We start from the raw sequence: 14,554 nt of genomic DNA, 5'->3' as shown, positions 1-14,554 counted from the left end.
CCTACACGGCTAGGGCGCACTGTCCCTTATACGGTGATGCCGGCCCGCACAGGTGTAGGTTCTGGGGCTTCGTCGGAGTCACCGTCGGCGAGAAACTCGCTGTGGCGTTCGGTCACGTACTGCTTAGGCGGGAGACCGGTGAACGCGGTGAATTCGCGGGACATGTGCGCCTGGTCGGCGAATCCACAGTCGGCAGCGGCTTCACTGGCCAAACACCCCGAGTCCATCGCATGTCGGGCGGTATCGAAGCGGACGAGGCGCGCAGCCTGCTTCGGGCCCATCCCGAACTCGGCGGTGAAAACGCTGGTCAGACGTCGAGCGGACCATCCCGACTGCTCGACCAGTTCGGACACGGTCACCTGGCCGTTCGATCGCAGGATGCGGTGCCACGTGCGGACTGCATCAGGGTCGGCTCCGGTAGGCGCGCCGGCGGCGTCACTCAACTGTGCCCCGAGGAGGTCGGTGGCCACCGCGCTGCGCGCTTCGTGTGGCACAGCGCCGACCGCGTCGCGTAGACGAGAGGCGAAAATGGCGTCCAAATGCTCGAGTTCGAGCATCGATGAAAGTGACCCGACGGGGACACCGAACAGTCGCCGCACCGCTCCGGGAGCAAGATCAAGTTGCACGCCCACCTGGGTTCCGTCGTGATGGATCGTGAACGATTCGAGGTGCAGTTCCCCGAGTCCGCAGTGGAAACGTGTCTGCCGTTCTAGACCGGGCCCGGTGAGGACGAGTCCGTCGCGCAGATCGACGATCAGCGTGACCGTCGGCGACGGAATGCCCAGGTGAGTGCCGGGCCGAGCGCCCTTGATGTTGTATGGCGTGACTCGGACGCCTGCCCGGCACAGCCTGCCGGTCAGCCCGCGTACGTCCCGAAACTCCACAGATTGCCCTCCGGGTCAGCGATAGAGAAGCCTCGCGACCCATAATCCTCCTCCGCCATGTCCCGCACCAGCCTTGCGCCGAGACCGGTGGCGCTCGCGTACACGGCGTCCGGATCGGCGACGACGACGTACACGCTTGTGCTTCCGACGGGAGTGGTGAACGTCGGATCGGTCTTGCATGCCGAACTGACCATCACGCGGCCGCCATCAGGCCACAGCATCTCCGAGTGGATCACCTCGCCGGAGTCGTCGCCTTCAACGAGGATGCCGGGTTCGAAGCCGAGGCGAGCGAGCCAGTCCCGCTCGGCGAGCGGGTCAGTGCAGGTGATGCCGGGCCAAATGTTCATGTCTTTGCGTGTGCTCATGGTTCAATTCTGCCGCCGAGCCGCATGAGTCTCTTGAACATTTCGGCACGACATAGGACTAAAGGCCGAATCGAACACGTAGAACAGTAGGTTAGGCTCAGCTTTATGTCTCGGTTTCGTGGTCTCGCCGTCGTATTCATCGTCGCGCTGTGCATTCCTGCGGGGACTGCGCTCGGCGTCGGGTCGGCGCATGCCGAACGGTTCACGCCTGGGCTCAGCCTCTACCTGGCCGACGGCACGACCCCAGTCGGCGACACCGAACTGCACCCAGGCGACCAGGTGGTGGTTAGGGGCTCCGGTTTCGATCCGGCCGCCAACACCTCCGGCCTGCCGGTCCCCGTCCCGCCGGGGGTCCCGCACGGCACCTTCGTCACGTTCGGCGGCTTCGCTCCGACGTGGCAGCCGTCCACGGGAGCACCCGCGTCCGCGCGCTCGGAGGTCCGCGGCAACACCAAGTGGGCACTCTCGCGCTCTGCGCTCCGCAAGGTGCCCGGCGCGCCGTTCGACCTGCGGCGCACCATCCGGCAGCAGTGGATCCCGCTCGACGCGCACGGCCGATTCACCGCCCGCTTGACGCTGGCAACACCAGAGAATGCGCCCGCGAACAAACGCTGGGGCGTCTACACGTACGGCGCCGCGAACGCAGTCAACGCCGCGCAAGAAAAGTACGTCCCGATCAACTACTCGACCACGCCCGGACCGAACACGCCGAAACCTGCCGAGCAAAACCTCGTCTGGGGATACTCGTCGACATTCGCCGACGCGGTTGCGGCTACCGAAGGCGCACTTTCCGGCAAGGACGGAGCCGACGTCAACGACCGAGGCGACATGACGTTCGAACTCGCCGACAACACGATTCGGAACGGTCGTGGCGAACTCCGGTACCACGGCACCGCCGTCGTCTACACCCGATTCCACCTGCTCGAGATCGCCCTCGCCGACCCGATCATCCGAGTGAACGGCCCCCGCGCAGTCCTGTCGATAAAGACGTCGTCGACCGACATGAACGGCGACGACCGCCTGCACCGGATCGACATCGCGGACCTGCACCTGTCGTCGGATCAGGCGGAACGCCTGGGTAAGAGCCTGGACGTCGCCGGGATCGGCACAACTTTCCGCGGCGGCATCACCCCGACTTCGCTGGCCGCGCTGTCGCTGTCGCGAGCCGAGCCGTTGTCGATTCGCTTCTAGGTTAGAAGAGCGTTGCGGGGCGGACCAGGTTCGCGAGGTCGACAAGGAGGAAACGGTGGGCGCGGTTGTCGCGAGTGGCGCGCGCCAACTCGCGCAGCGACCGCTCAGTACCCGCCCGCAGACCGGACTCGGTGAACGGGAAGCCGAGGAAGTCCTCGCCCTCGCCCCGTTCCGGGTGCGCTTCGATCCAGCCGAGTGCGCTGCCGAGAATGATCAACTTCAAACGTCGGCGACGCGGATCGTCGAGCCCGATCTGGTCGAACCGAGTCGACGCCTCGAATAGCTCGTCTGTCGTGATGTCGGCGGGGGGACGGCCATGTACCAGAGCCAGGATCGCACTGATCTGCGCGGTGCCGAAGTGTCTGCTGGTGATCGGCACCTCGTCGAGCGGTTCGATAGCCTGCGCGATCTCCCCTTCGGACAGCAGCATCCGTGCATAACCGAACGCGGCGGTGACGATGGCGTGGTCAGTGAGCCACAGGTCGTGGTACGCCTGGCGGGCGATGTCGTACCAGCGTTCCACCTGGGCGGCCTGCTCGTTGGTCGACAGACCTTCGGCGGCGAGCCAGTAGCCGATCAGTTCGGCGGTACCCGCCACGGCCAGCTTCGGTGCGACCTCGCCGGGCAGCGCTTCGAGCACTTCGCGGAATCGGTCGTAGGCGAGTTCAGGTTCGGCGTTGAGGAGCGCGCAGATGCCGAGAAACCAGTGCAGGCGCCACGAGTCTCCATGGTTGCCCGCGACCTCCCGTAGTAGTTGCAACGCGGTGTCGAGGTTGCCCAACTCCAGATGTGCGCGGGCCTCAGCGAGATCGATCTCCAACGACGGATGCTCGGCGTTCTGCCGGGGGTATGGCACCTGGTCGGGCGACATCAGTGTCGAGAATCCTTCGGCGCGAGCCGCTTTGATCGTGTCCAGCGTTTGGCGCGGGTAGGAGAGCGCGGCCGACGTGAGCACGCTGGCCGCCGGATCGGCGGGGTCGACGAGCGGTATCGGGAGCGCGCGGGCGATATCGGCCGGGTCGTGGATTGCGGCGTCCTTCGGGTCGAAGAACCCGTCAACAGGCGCCAACAGGAGTGCGGTCCCGAACGTCGAACGCTGGGGTGTGAAGACAGTCGACATCGACGGCCGGGGCACACCGGTGTGGAGGGCGACGGTCTCACGCAGCACGTTGAGGACCTGCGTTGTCATCTCTTCGGCGGACTCGAATCGTTCGGCCGGGTCCGTCGACGTAGCGCGCTGCAGCAGGAAGTAAAACGACGGGTTCTCGACGAACGTCGGGGTGGTTTCCGGGTCGGGGAGTCCGTCGACGTAGCGTCCGTCCTCCATCGGCATGTCGACGGTCAGCACGGCGAGTGTGCGGCCGATCGAATAGATGTCGGTGACGACCTGAGGTCCGGTCTCGACGATCTCCGGCGCCTGAAATCCGGGCGTGCCGTACAGGCGTCCGTATCCGTTGGCAGCCGAGACCGCGCCGAGGTCGATCAATTTCACCTCGTCGGAGGTGATCATGATGTTGTCGGGTTTCACGTCGTTGTAGACGAGCCCGACCGAATGCAGGTAGCCGACGGCCGACAACACTTCGAGGACGTACGCCATCGCCTGTTCGACGGGCATCGGCTTGGTCTTGCCGGTCGGGCCGGTGGTCAACTGTTTGAGCGTGTGACCGCCGACGTACTCCATCACGATATAGCCGAATAGTCGGCCGTCGTCGTCGGCCCACTCGACGAAGTTGAAGATCTTCACGATGCCGGGATCGTTCACCGACGCCAGGAACTGGCGTTCGGCTATGGCGACGGCTTGCGCTTGCGAATCCGACGAGTTCAACAGGCCCTTGAGCACGACGGGGCGGTCGGACACATTGTGGTCGACGGCCAGGTAGATCCATCCCATGCCGCCGTGCGCGATGGCGCCCGCGATCTCGTATTGGTCGGCGACCATCGTCCCGCGGGCGAGACCTGGCACGAACGAGTAGCGCGACCCGCAATTCGGGCAGGTACCTTGGGCGGGGCCCTTCCCCGGGCCGGAACTTCGGCCGACTTCGGCTCCGCACTTCCAGCAATACCGCTTGGACTCGACGATCATCGGGTCGGCGAGTACCGCGTCGGCCGGATCGATGTCGGTGACGTCCGGGAGATGCACGAGGCCGCTGCCGAGACGCCGGTCGTGAATGTGCGATGGGCCCTTGCGGATCTTGCGGCGCGATGACGTGATGTCCTCGAACAGCCGCCGAACTTGGGTGCCCTGCGTGCCGAGCGCGACCGGCGTCGTGCCGACCGTCGATACGGGGGCAGCCGCAGCTGTCGCCTGAGTGGCGGGGCCGTCGTCAACCATCCCCGACGGCACCGTGTGGACGGGGTCGGTCGGGACGTCGTCAGTGTTGTCGCTCATCGTCATCAATCGCGGTAGGTGTACGGAGGGGGTGATCCAGGGCCGAGGACTGACAGCCAACGGTCGTAGGACGTCTGCCAACTGCCGTCGGTGCGGCGTTGCGCGAGAACCCCGTTGATGAACCGGACCAGGTCGGGATGCCCTTTGGCGACGCCGACGGCGTAGTTCTCCCCGCCGAGGCTCTCGCCGACCACTTTGGCCCACGGGTCTTGGGCGGCGATGCCCGCGAGGATCGGGGTGTCGGATGTGATGGCGTCCACGCTGCCCTGCTGCATCATCACCAGACAGTCCGCCCAACTGGCGGTCGTCGCGAATTCCGCCTTCGGCGCCAGCGCTTTGACCCGACCGGCCGACGTCGACGACGACGTCGCGCACACCCGTTTGCCGTTCAGGTCGGAGACGCTCTCGATGCCGGTGTGGCGGTAGGCGAGGATCCGTTGGGATGCTTCGAAATACGGGATCGAGAAGTCGATCGACGCTAGCCGTTCGCAGGTGACCGACATCGACTTGACGACGATGTCGACCGATCCGTTGGTCAACGCGTCGACCCGGTCGTCTGTCGACACCATCCGGTAGTCGATCCGGTTCGGGTCGCCGAAGATCGCTTCGGAGATCCAGTGTGCGACGTCGACATCGAATCCCATGACGTCGCCGGTCAACGGGTCGCGGAAGCTCAACGGATTGGATCCGAGGTCGGTGCCGACGACGAGGCGTCCACGTTTGTAGATCTCTTCCATTGTCGAATGTCGCGGCATCTCGCCGGGTGGGGGGAGCGGCTCGTCCGGCCGAAGGCTCGACGTGTCGCAGTTGGTCGACTCGTCGGACGGGGCGGGTCCGTTGACCGAGCCGTCGAAGGTGACATCGGGTGGGAGTGGTATCTCGGCGGTCGTGGTCGGCGGGTTGCCGTTCTGCTGAGCCTGTTCGCCGCAGGCGGCGACACCGACCGCGACTGCGACCGCGAGCACAGCCACCGACAGGAAGCGATGGATACCTTTGGGCCGAACTTTCGTACGGCTCATCGGTACTCCCGGATCCGTGGGAACAGACCGCCGAAGACGGCGATAGCTGCCACACCGCACAGTACGGCGATCCCGGTCCCGGTGAAACCGAGGACCCGTTGGGCGGTGTTGATGTTGGTGCGGAACGTTGAGCGTGCCTCCGCGATGGCTTTGACGAGGGCGTCGTTCGCTTCGCTGTAGCCAGTGGCGGTGCTGATCGCGCCGTCGCCGACGGTGAGCGAGCGGGCGCTCGTGAAGTCTCCGGCGGTCAGCAGCCTGCCCACTTCGGTGTGTGCCGAACGCCAGCGTTCGATTGCCGACTTCACGTCGTCGAGCGGATCGGTGATGCCCGCGTCGTCGTCGAGTTCGGCCGAACCCTGGAGGTCGTCTGCGTGGGCGACGATTTCGGCCATCGACGTCTCGAACATGCGGTCCAGTTCTCCCGGGTCGGACCGGCGCACCAACGACAGCGTCTCGGCGGACCGAGCCTGCTGGGTGAGGATCCGCATGCTGGTCAGGGTGTGCAACGGATCGGCTCCCGACTCCTTTGCCGTGTTAGCGGCGGCGACTGACGTCAGACCGGACACCAGCAGCCAGACGGTGCCGAGTCCGAGCGCCGTCAGCGCCGCGATCAGACCGATGTTGAAGTGGCGACGCGTACGGCGCGCCAGATATCGTCCCGTGCCGACGAGCATGGTGATGATCAGGAACAGTGCGACGTACACGCCCCAGGGCGGCACGGTCAGGGTGCGTTGCGGCTCGGAGATAGCGGCCGACCGTTGCTCGTAGAGTCGTTGGGCCGCAGGGAGAATCGTCTCCTGCATGAGGGTCGATGCGACGGTCAGATACGCCGACCCGACGGGGTAGCCGAGTCGATTGTTGGTTCGCGCGGTCTCGACGAGTCCGGTGTATTCGGGGATCTTGACGGCGAGCGTATTGAGGTCGGCCCGAGCGCCCTCTTCATCGTCGGTGTGTGCGGAGGCGTCATTGCGGTAGCCGTCGGTCGCGGCGATCAGTGCAGTGGACGCGGTGGCGATGGAGTCGGTGAACGAGGCGCGCAATTCGGGTGACTCGCGTCCACCGGAGATAAATGCCGAGTTCGCGGACGCGTCGGCTACCGACAGTGAGCTGTACAGGGTCTCGGCGGCTTCCGCCTGCGGCTCACTTCGGTCGATCAATGCCGAGAGCGTCTCGCTGCGGGTGGTCAGCGACGCGGACGAGTACCAGCCGGTGAGCGTGCAGGCGAGGACCATCGCGAGCAGGATTATGACGAGTTTTCCCGGCGTGGTCGTCGCGTAGAAGCGGAAGGCAACGAGCGGTGAGCTGACTCGTTCGCGCGTCATCGCGGCGAGTTCGCGGCGGTCGGCGATCACCTGGCGAAGGGTTGGGCCGGAGCTGCCCCGATCCGGGATGACCGTACGACCGGCATGCGTGAGTGCCGAACGCACTCCCGAAACCTGCCCGGTCACGACATTCCCTTCATTTGGGTCGGTTTTCAGCCTAGTCGTCGTGCCTACGATCGGTGGGCAACACCCGGTACGGTGAGTGGCGAGTCGTCGGGTTCATGCCGACGGCAACGATCATCGACGTGCGACGGCAGGGAGACGGCAGCGTGCAGGGAGACGGCGACGGCTGGGTCTTCGACGCCGACGGGCAGCGGTACTGGGGACGCCACGGTGCAGCCGGACTCCTGCTGACCGCGGCCACCGACGACGGTGTCGCTGTGCTGCTACAGCACCGCGCGATCTGGTCGCATCAGGGCGGAACATGGGGTCTGCCGGGCGGCGCCCGCGACTCACACGAGACCGTCGAGCAGGCCGCGGTCCGGGAAGCCTTCGAGGAGGCTGGCATCTCGGGCGACGAGCTCGACGTCGTGGACGCGGTCGTCACGCATAGCGCGTCGAGCGGGTGGACCTACACGACGGTGCTCGCTCAGGCTGCTTCTCTCCTCGCGACCACGCCGAACGGCGAGTCGACGGAGTTGCGCTGGGTACCGATCGCCAAGGTCGCCGAACTTCCGCTGCATCCGGGGCTGGCCGCCGCATGGCCGGGCCTGGTGGATCGCCTCGGCTGAGAGTCGGGCTGTCTCAGCGCTTCGACAGTTGGTTGGCTCCGGAGATCAGGGCGGCGACGGCGGACTCGTCTGCCGTGCTTGCGATCCCGTACGACCAGCAGCGTCGGCCGTCGGCGTTGCATCGCAGGTATGTGGTGACTTCGTCGTCGTCGATCTGTTGGGAGAAGGCGACGATCTCGACGCCCGCGTCGATGTCGTAGAGCATCGATGTCATGGCGCCGATGACGCCGGACGCTGTCGCTTCCAGTCTGACTGTTCGTTGCGCGATCCGGATGTCCGCGGTGCAGTGGATCATGTCGGCGCGGCCATGCTCGTACCGGAAAGCCTCCAGTGCGATCGCGCCGGTGGGAGCGTAGGTCGTGTCGAAGTGTGCTGTGGTCATGGTGGCCGCCTCCCTGGGGAACCAGGCGGGCATGCGGCGGTCGACGCAGGGTCGGTCGGAACGGTGGTCGCCGCGCCCGTCACGGGTACAGGATGTCGGCTGGGTCTGAATGGAATGCATCACGTCGGTTCATTTCGGTCGAAGATTAGGTGACCGACGAGAAGAAGAGTGGAGAGACGACGAACCCGCAGCGGGGGGTCGGTCGAATCAGACCCCGCTGCGGCGGGTTACGAGAAGTTTCCACGTCATAGTGTGCAACACACTAGCACTGCCTGCGCACCGCGTCGTTGAGCTCGGTGCTCGCTCGTCGAGGGTCGGCGGCACCGGTGATCGCGCGGACCACGACGATGCGGGATGCACCCGCCCCGGTGACGTCGGGGATCCGCTCGAGGTCGATGCCGCCGATCGCGAACCACGGTTTGCCACCCGCGTCGGTGACCGCGGCGCGCACCAGGTCGAGCCCAGTGGCCGGCCTGCCGGGCTTGGTTGGTGTGGTCCACAACGGGCCTGTGCAGAAGTAGTCGACGTCGCTGTCCGCGACGGCCGAGCGCATCTGGTCGACATCGTGCGTCGACCTGCCGATCACCATGTCCGATCCGACGATCGCTCGCGCGGCGGACGGCGGAAGATCGTCCTGACCCAGGTGTAGGACGTCCGCTTGCACGGCATGCGCGATGTCGGCGCGGTCGTTCACCGACAGCAGGGCCCCGCCCGCGTGGACGACGTCGCGTAGCTGCTCGAGAATCTTCAACTCCGCTGACGCGTCGAGTGCACCGAACTGCGTCGCGCCCGGCGAGCCCTTGTCGCGGAGCTGAACGATGTCCACCCCGCCGGCGACGGCTTCGGCGACGAAATCGAAGAGGTCTCCGCGTTCCCGGCGTGCGTCGGTGCAGAGATACAGGCGAGCGTTCGAGAGCGCGGTGCGGGGTCGGCGGGACATGCTTGCAACGGTAGGCTGATGGGGAACCAAGATGCACACGGGAGTCCGCGGCGCCGGGCTGAGAGTGCGACCCGAGCCGTCGCTGACCGTCTGACCTGATCCGGATCATGCCGGCGAAGGGATTTGATCCACGTGGGACGAGAACTCTCCGTCGTCGGCGGCGGTGCGATAGGGCTGGCGTGCGCGCTGGCCGCTGCGGACGCTGGGTGGACGACGACCGTGTACGACGCCGGACCTGCCACCCGGGCTGCGCAGGTGGCAGGCGGAATGCTCGGATGCTTCGGCGAAGGCCATCCCGGTGAGGATCGCCTTCTCGACGTGTCCGCGCGGTCGGCGGCGTTGTGGCCGGCCTTCCTCACCCGACTCGGCGACCCGACGGTCCGTACGGCGACCGACAGCATTCTGCTCGCCGCGTCCCCTACCGACCTCGCTTACCTCGACGAACAAGTCGGGTTCGTCCGCGACCGCATCCCCGGCGCGACGTTGACCCGGTCGACGGGAGCCGAGCTGCGGCGCTGCGAGACCGCGCTGGCGCGCGGGCTCGCAGGTGGCTACCGTGCCGAAGGCGAAGGCGCCGTGGACAATCGGCTACTGGTCGCAGCGCTCGAAGCGAGGCTGGGCGAAGTGGGTGCCCGGATCGTTCCCACTGTCGTCGACGACCCGACCGAGCTGCCGGGCGACCAGATCCTGATCGCGGCAGGACTGGGTAGCGCCGTGCTTGCCGCCGTCGCTGGAGCCGACATACCCATCCATGGCGAGAAGGGCGAGATCCTGCGTCTGCGCCGAACCCGGTGGTCGGTGCCACCGCCGGTTCACGTGATCCGCGGGCGACGTCACGGTCGTCCCATCTATCTTGTGCCGCGCGCCGATGGCGTAGTCGTCGGCGCCACCCAGTACGAGGCGACCGGCCCCGACGACCGCGGACCGCAAGCCGTCGGCGTCGCTGATCTCCTCGCCGACGCGATCGCCGTCATGCCTGGCCTGAGTACTTACGAGCTCGCCGAAGTGGCTGCCGGAATCCGGCCGTCGTCCACCGATGGTGTGCCGTTCGTGCAGCGGGTCGACGATCGAGTGCTCGTTGCGACTGGGCACGGCCGCAACGGAATCGCGCTGTCGCCGTGGACCGCGGCCCGCTTCATCGACGTGCTGGCGTGAGAACACCCGAGAACCCGATTAGAAATGAGACGACCATGGAACTGACCGTCAACGGCGACACCGTACAGATCGACGGTCCCGTCGACGTACCGAAACTCCTCGCGCACATGGGATTCCCGGACCGGGGCATCGCCGTCGCCGTCGACGGCGTGGTGCGCCCGAAGACGCTGTGGAGCGAAGAGATCGGCGACTATTCCGAGATCGACGTCCTCACGGCGGTGCAGGGTGGCTGACGCGTTCACCGTCGCAGGCCGCGAGTACGGGTCACGCCTGATCACCGGTACCGGTGGTGCCGTCAACCTCGCCGTCCTCGAACGTGCACTCGTCGCGTCGGGCACTGAACTGACAACGGTGGCGATGCGTCGGGTGGACCCGACGTCGGGGACCGGTGTCCTCGACCTGCTGCACCGACTCGACATCGACGTGCTGCCGAACACCGCGGGGTGCCACACCACCGACGAAGCCGTGCTGTGCGCCCAACTCGGTCGCGAAGCCGTCCAGACCGATCTCGTGAAGCTCGAAGTGGTCGCCGACGATCACACCCTATTACCCGATCCGCTTGAGCTGGTCGACGCCGCCGAGACGCTCGTCGCCGACGGTTTCGATGTCATGGCCTACACCAACGACGACCCGGTCCTCGCACGTCGGCTGGAGGATGCGGGCGTCGCGGCTGTGATGCCACTCGGATCCCCCATCGGTACCGGCCTCGGTATCGCCAATCCGCACAATATCGAGATGATCGTCGCCCGCGCCGGAGTCCCCGTCGTCCTCGATGCCGGGATCGGCACCGCCAGCGATGCCGCGCTCGCCATGGAATTGGGTTGCGACGCAGTCCTCCTCGCCAGCGCGGTGACCCGTGCGAACGATCCGGAGGCGATGGCGTCGGCCATGCGGCATGCCGTCATCGGCGGGCGTCTGGCAGCAGGTGCCGGGCGCATCCCGAAGCGGTTCTGGGCGCACGCGTCCAGTCCGGCACGGGACTAGACGGGCCCGATCGGTCAGAGATCTCGACTAGGACTGTCAGCCTTCGGAGAGTTTTTCGCGTCCGCGGTGCCAGCCGCCCTTTTCCGGTGGAGCCTCGCCGAAGTGGTCGGGGTCCCCGGTGCTGTACCAGGCGACGAGAACAGCGCCCACCACGGCGCCGATGAAGCCGACGAACGCCAACCACGCCAAGCCTGGGCGCGCCGAGTCGTGCAGGAAGAGGACGCCGATCAGGCTTGGGCCCGCGGTTTCGAAGACCACCAGCAGTGCGGTCACCCCGTTCACGGCGCCGACCTGTAGCGCGACGGTCTGAACATAGAATCCGACGGCACCCGCGACGGCGATCGACCAGGCGGCCGGGTCGGACAGGATGGTCACGAGGCTGAACGGCGCCATGCCGTCCAACACGCGGACCGCGATCGCGATGATGCCGAACAGCAGTCCGGCCGAGGCCCCGCCGACTATGGCCGCATACTTTTTGAGCGTGTAGACACTGGCCAGTGCGATCGCACACACCACGATCGTCGCGGCGAGCAGTCCCCAGTGGAACGGTCGCCCGACATTATCCTGCGCGTGCTGAGACGACGAGACGCCCAACAGGAACAGCGACAACACCACGAGCCAGATCGCTACCCAGTCGCGCGTGTGCAGCGTGATGTTCAACAGCACTGTGCCCAACAGTGCGGTGACGACGAGGTTCGCCGCCACGATCGACTGCGCTAAGAACAATGGAAGGAAGCGCGCGGCGAGCGCGCCCCCGCCGAAACCGACGATCACCATGAGGGTGCCGAGGAGGAACGCGGGGTCGGCGATCGTCGACATCGTCGACGAGACAGACGGTGTCGACGACTCCGCCCCTTCCGAAGCGTGCGGTCCGGTCTCCGGGTTCTCCCGCATCTCGACGGCCACTCGCCGAGCGCCGAGCGCGCGCAATACGGTGGAAACGCCGTAGGCTACCGCCGCCATTGCAGCAGCGATGACGCCAATTGCGAACAAAACTGAGTCCTATTCAAGTAGGGAAGAGACGCTAGGTGCATCACGGTACACGGCAGCCACTGGTCTGTGTCTAGTCTGTATGCGTGGCATCCAGTGAGCGTAGACACGTCCTCATCACCTTTGCGCGGTCGTTCCTGACCCTCAACCTGGCGCGCCGTATGGCCGCCGCCGGACATAAGGTGACGGTCGTCGACAGTATGGCCGTCGGAGTCAGCAAGTATTCGAATGCTGTTTCCGCTTTTCATCGGGTCAGCCCGCCGAAGTACAAGCCGCAGGAGTACTGCCGGGAGTTGGCGGCGATCGTCGAACGCGAGAAGGTCGACATCGTCATCCCGATCCATGAAGAGACCGACATCCTCGCGATGATGGCCGGGCTGTTCCCGCCGACGTGTGAACTGTTCCTCTCCCCGTTCGAAGTCGAGGACACGCTCCACAACAAGCTCAAGTACCAGCATGCGCTCGTCGAGCACGGAATCTCGACGCTCAAGTTCCGCGAGATCTCGTCACCGGAAGACGCTGTCGCGGCGTCGGGCGAGTTCACGACGCCGTTCGCGATCAAACAGGCGTACTCGCGCGGGTCCCAGAAGGTGTACAAGGCGTACCCGGGCGACGATCTGAGTTACCTCACCTACGACCCGACTAATCCGTGGATCGCGCAGGAGTGGCTAGAAGGCGACCGGTACTGCACGTATTCGATCTGCCGTGACGGCGAAATGTTCGCGCACGCAACGTATCCGGTCACTTATGCGATCGGCGGCAGTTCTTGCCTGACGTTTGAGCACGTCGACCATCCCGGCGTCGTCGACTGGAGTCGCCGACTGGTGAAGGAGTTCGAGTTCACCGGGCACCTCGGACTCGACTTCATCGACCACCCAGAACGCGGTCTCGTCACGATTGAATGCAACCCGCGCGGCACGAGCGGGATCATGATGTTCACGGACGAGGACCGTGTGGATCGCGCATTCTTCGGCGAGAACACCGAACTGATCACGCCACCCAAGAATCGGACGACGATGATCGGCGCGGGCATGGCACTCTACGGCTGGCGGAAGACGTCCTACCCGGACAACACGTTCCGGAAGTTCTTCGCCGAGATGCGCAAGGCAGATGACGTGATCGCGTCAAAGAGGGACCGGAAACCCGGTTTCATGATGCCCATCGCTTACGCGGGCATCCTGCGAGACGCTCGTCGCTACCATGTCGGTCTCGACGGCGGATTCATGCACGACCACGAATGGGATGGTCGGCCGATCTAGGTCTCGACCGGCAGCGTGGCCGACAGGTCGCGGCAAAACGCGGTGACGGCGTTGGTGGCGCGGCGCTCCGGATCGAAGATGAGGCCGCCGTGGCCGACACCGTCGACGAGTAGCCAGTGCGCGTCCGGGATATGCGACGCCGCCTCCTGTGATCCCGCGAAGGGGAAGAACAGGTCGTCACCGAAACTGACGACCAGCGTCGGACACGAAATGTCTGCCAGCCGTTCGACCGTCGGTTCGCCTAGCCGCATCCAGTCGTATGACGCCCGGGTCTGCCCGCGCCGACCGTCGACCGTGGTCCACACGTTCTCGCCGGAGGCGGCGAGCATTCCGCGCCAGTTCGCGACTTGAGCGTCGTCACGCAGAATCGCCGCCGACGGGATGGTCATCAGTTGCTCGAACAACGAAACCGATCCCGGGACGTCCCCGAGCTTCTCGATCAATTCGAGTTCCATCTCGTTGACGACCATTCCGATCGTCGACGAGCGGAGACCGCCGACCATCGCCAGGCCGCGGACTGTGCCGCCCCACACGTCGAACAGTGCCTGCGAGATGTAGCAGCCCATCGAGTAGCCGACAACGATCGCCTCGTTCACTCCGAAGTGGTCGAGGACTTCGGCGGCGTCAGCGGCGATGTCGTGCACCGAGTACGGGGCGGGCGGAGCCGACGACGGGGCGACGCCACGCGCCGAATAGGTGACGACCCGGAATCCGGCGGCGACGAGGGCGTCTGGAAGACCGCTGAACGTCCACGTCTGGGCTGGCATGCCGAGCCCTGCCGACAACAGGACAGTGGGGCCATCACCATCGATCGACGCCCAGATCTGCACGTCGTCGCCGACATCGATGAGTTCGCCGCTCATCGAATCACCGTGACGCTCGTGGCGATCGGTGCGGCTGAGCGATTCGAGCGGACCGACGGTGTGATCAGCGGGGTTACCGC

General features: G+C 65.8%; 15 protein-coding genes and 1 riboswitch. Of the genes, 6 read left to right on the top strand and 9 right to left on the bottom strand.

The features are described 5' to 3' along the window. Nucleotides 1–26 precede the first annotated feature (26 nt). Both MP11Mi_RS05385 and MP11Mi_RS05380 read right to left on the bottom strand, forming a co-directional pair. Nucleotides 27–884, bottom strand: coding sequence for a helix-turn-helix domain-containing protein (locus MP11Mi_RS05385; protein ID WP_420041267.1), 858 nt, complete (start codon nucleotides 882–884; stop codon nucleotides 27–29). Then, a complete protein-coding gene (locus tag MP11Mi_RS05380) occupies nucleotides 857–1,249 on the bottom strand; it encodes a VOC family protein (RefSeq protein ID WP_420041266.1) in 393 nt (130 codons plus the stop codon). Before MP11Mi_RS05380 ends, MP11Mi_RS05385 begins: the two co-directional genes overlap by 28 nt. Before the next feature lie 105 nt (nucleotides 1,250–1,354). Here MP11Mi_RS05380 and MP11Mi_RS05375 point away from each other — a divergent pair, with 105 nt between their 5' ends. Further along, nucleotides 1,355–2,440: an HtaA domain-containing protein gene (locus MP11Mi_RS05375; protein WP_420041265.1), complete on the top strand. Its 1,086-nt coding sequence runs from the start codon at nucleotides 1,355–1,357 to the stop codon at nucleotides 2,438–2,440. A 1-nt stretch (nucleotide 2,441) separates the two neighbouring features. On the opposite strand, the gene MP11Mi_RS05370 is transcribed toward MP11Mi_RS05375, so the two are convergent. From MP11Mi_RS05370 to MP11Mi_RS05360, 3 genes are read right to left on the bottom strand one after another with little or no spacing between them, the layout of a single operon-like run. Then, nucleotides 2,442–4,829: a serine/threonine-protein kinase gene (locus tag MP11Mi_RS05370; protein WP_420041264.1), complete on the bottom strand. Its 2,388-nt coding sequence runs from the start codon at nucleotides 4,827–4,829 to the stop codon at nucleotides 2,442–2,444. A 5-nt stretch (nucleotides 4,830–4,834) separates the two neighbouring features. Continuing rightward, on the bottom strand, nucleotides 4,835–5,848 hold the full coding sequence (locus MP11Mi_RS05365) for a glutamate ABC transporter substrate-binding protein (RefSeq protein WP_420041263.1): 1,014 nt from the start codon (nucleotides 5,846–5,848) through the stop codon (nucleotides 4,835–4,837). Continuing rightward, complete coding sequence (locus MP11Mi_RS05360) at nucleotides 5,845–7,296, bottom strand: MCP four helix bundle domain-containing protein (RefSeq protein WP_420041262.1); 1,452 nt, start codon at nucleotides 7,294–7,296, stop codon at nucleotides 5,845–5,847. The genes MP11Mi_RS05365 and MP11Mi_RS05360 overlap by 4 nt, the downstream gene beginning before the upstream one ends. 143 nt (nucleotides 7,297–7,439) lie before the next feature. Between MP11Mi_RS05360 and MP11Mi_RS05355 the strand changes: the two genes are divergently transcribed. Beyond that, entirely contained in the window at nucleotides 7,440–7,901 is a 462-nt protein-coding gene (locus MP11Mi_RS05355) for an NUDIX hydrolase (protein WP_420042018.1), read from the top strand. Between the two features lie 13 nt (nucleotides 7,902–7,914). On the opposite strand, the gene MP11Mi_RS05350 is transcribed toward MP11Mi_RS05355, so the two are convergent. Together MP11Mi_RS05350 and thiE are read right to left on the bottom strand one after the other, a co-directional pair. Then, nucleotides 7,915–8,283, bottom strand: a complete 369-nt coding sequence (locus MP11Mi_RS05350; RefSeq protein WP_420041261.1) for a hypothetical protein — start codon at nucleotides 8,281–8,283, stop codon at nucleotides 7,915–7,917. A gap of 262 nt (nucleotides 8,284–8,545) precedes the next feature. Beyond that, complete coding sequence (gene thiE / locus MP11Mi_RS05345; RefSeq protein WP_420041260.1) at nucleotides 8,546–9,223, bottom strand: thiamine phosphate synthase; 678 nt, start codon at nucleotides 9,221–9,223, stop codon at nucleotides 8,546–8,548. 27 nt (nucleotides 9,224–9,250) lie between these two features. Beyond that, a riboswitch (TPP riboswitch) is annotated at nucleotides 9,251–9,362 on the top strand. On the opposite strand from thiE, the gene MP11Mi_RS05340 reads away from it, so the two are divergent. From MP11Mi_RS05340 to thiG, 3 genes are all read left to right on the top strand, one after another. Further along, nucleotides 9,356–10,378, top strand: coding sequence for an FAD-dependent oxidoreductase (locus tag MP11Mi_RS05340; protein WP_420041259.1), 1,023 nt, complete (start codon nucleotides 9,356–9,358; stop codon nucleotides 10,376–10,378). It overlaps the preceding riboswitch by 7 nt. A gap of 35 nt (nucleotides 10,379–10,413) precedes the next feature. Beyond that, nucleotides 10,414–10,611, top strand: a complete 198-nt coding sequence (gene thiS / locus MP11Mi_RS05335; RefSeq protein ID WP_420041258.1) for a sulfur carrier protein ThiS — start codon at nucleotides 10,414–10,416, stop codon at nucleotides 10,609–10,611. Continuing rightward, entirely contained in the window at nucleotides 10,604–11,362 is a 759-nt protein-coding gene (gene thiG / locus MP11Mi_RS05330) for a thiazole synthase (protein ID WP_420041257.1), read from the top strand. Before thiS ends, thiG begins: the two co-directional genes overlap by 8 nt. Before the next feature lie 36 nt (nucleotides 11,363–11,398). Here the strand turns inward: thiG and MP11Mi_RS05325 are convergent, their stop codons facing one another. Further along, nucleotides 11,399–12,325 carry an EamA/RhaT family transporter gene (locus MP11Mi_RS05325; RefSeq protein WP_420041256.1) on the bottom strand — a complete coding sequence of 309 codons (927 nt, stop codon included), beginning with the start codon at nucleotides 12,323–12,325 and terminating at the stop codon, nucleotides 11,399–11,401. Nucleotides 12,326–12,438: 113 nt separating this feature from the next. Between MP11Mi_RS05325 and MP11Mi_RS05320 the strand changes: the two genes are divergently transcribed. Beyond that, entirely contained in the window at nucleotides 12,439–13,611 is a 1,173-nt protein-coding gene (locus tag MP11Mi_RS05320; protein ID WP_420041255.1) for an ATP-grasp domain-containing protein, read from the top strand. Here MP11Mi_RS05320 and MP11Mi_RS05315 read toward each other — a convergent pair. After that, nucleotides 13,608–14,474, bottom strand: a complete 867-nt coding sequence (locus MP11Mi_RS05315; protein WP_420041254.1) for an alpha/beta fold hydrolase — start codon at nucleotides 14,472–14,474, stop codon at nucleotides 13,608–13,610. The two genes, MP11Mi_RS05320 and MP11Mi_RS05315, sit on opposite strands and share 4 nt — an antisense overlap. Nucleotides 14,475–14,554: the final 80 nt, after the last annotated feature.

The organism is Gordonia abscondita, from assembly GCF_032711245.1.
GTDB lineage: Bacteria > Actinomycetota > Actinomycetes > Mycobacteriales > Mycobacteriaceae > Gordonia.
The sequence above is the reverse complement of the archived record's forward strand: the minus strand, read 5'-3'. Positions and strand labels throughout refer to the sequence as shown.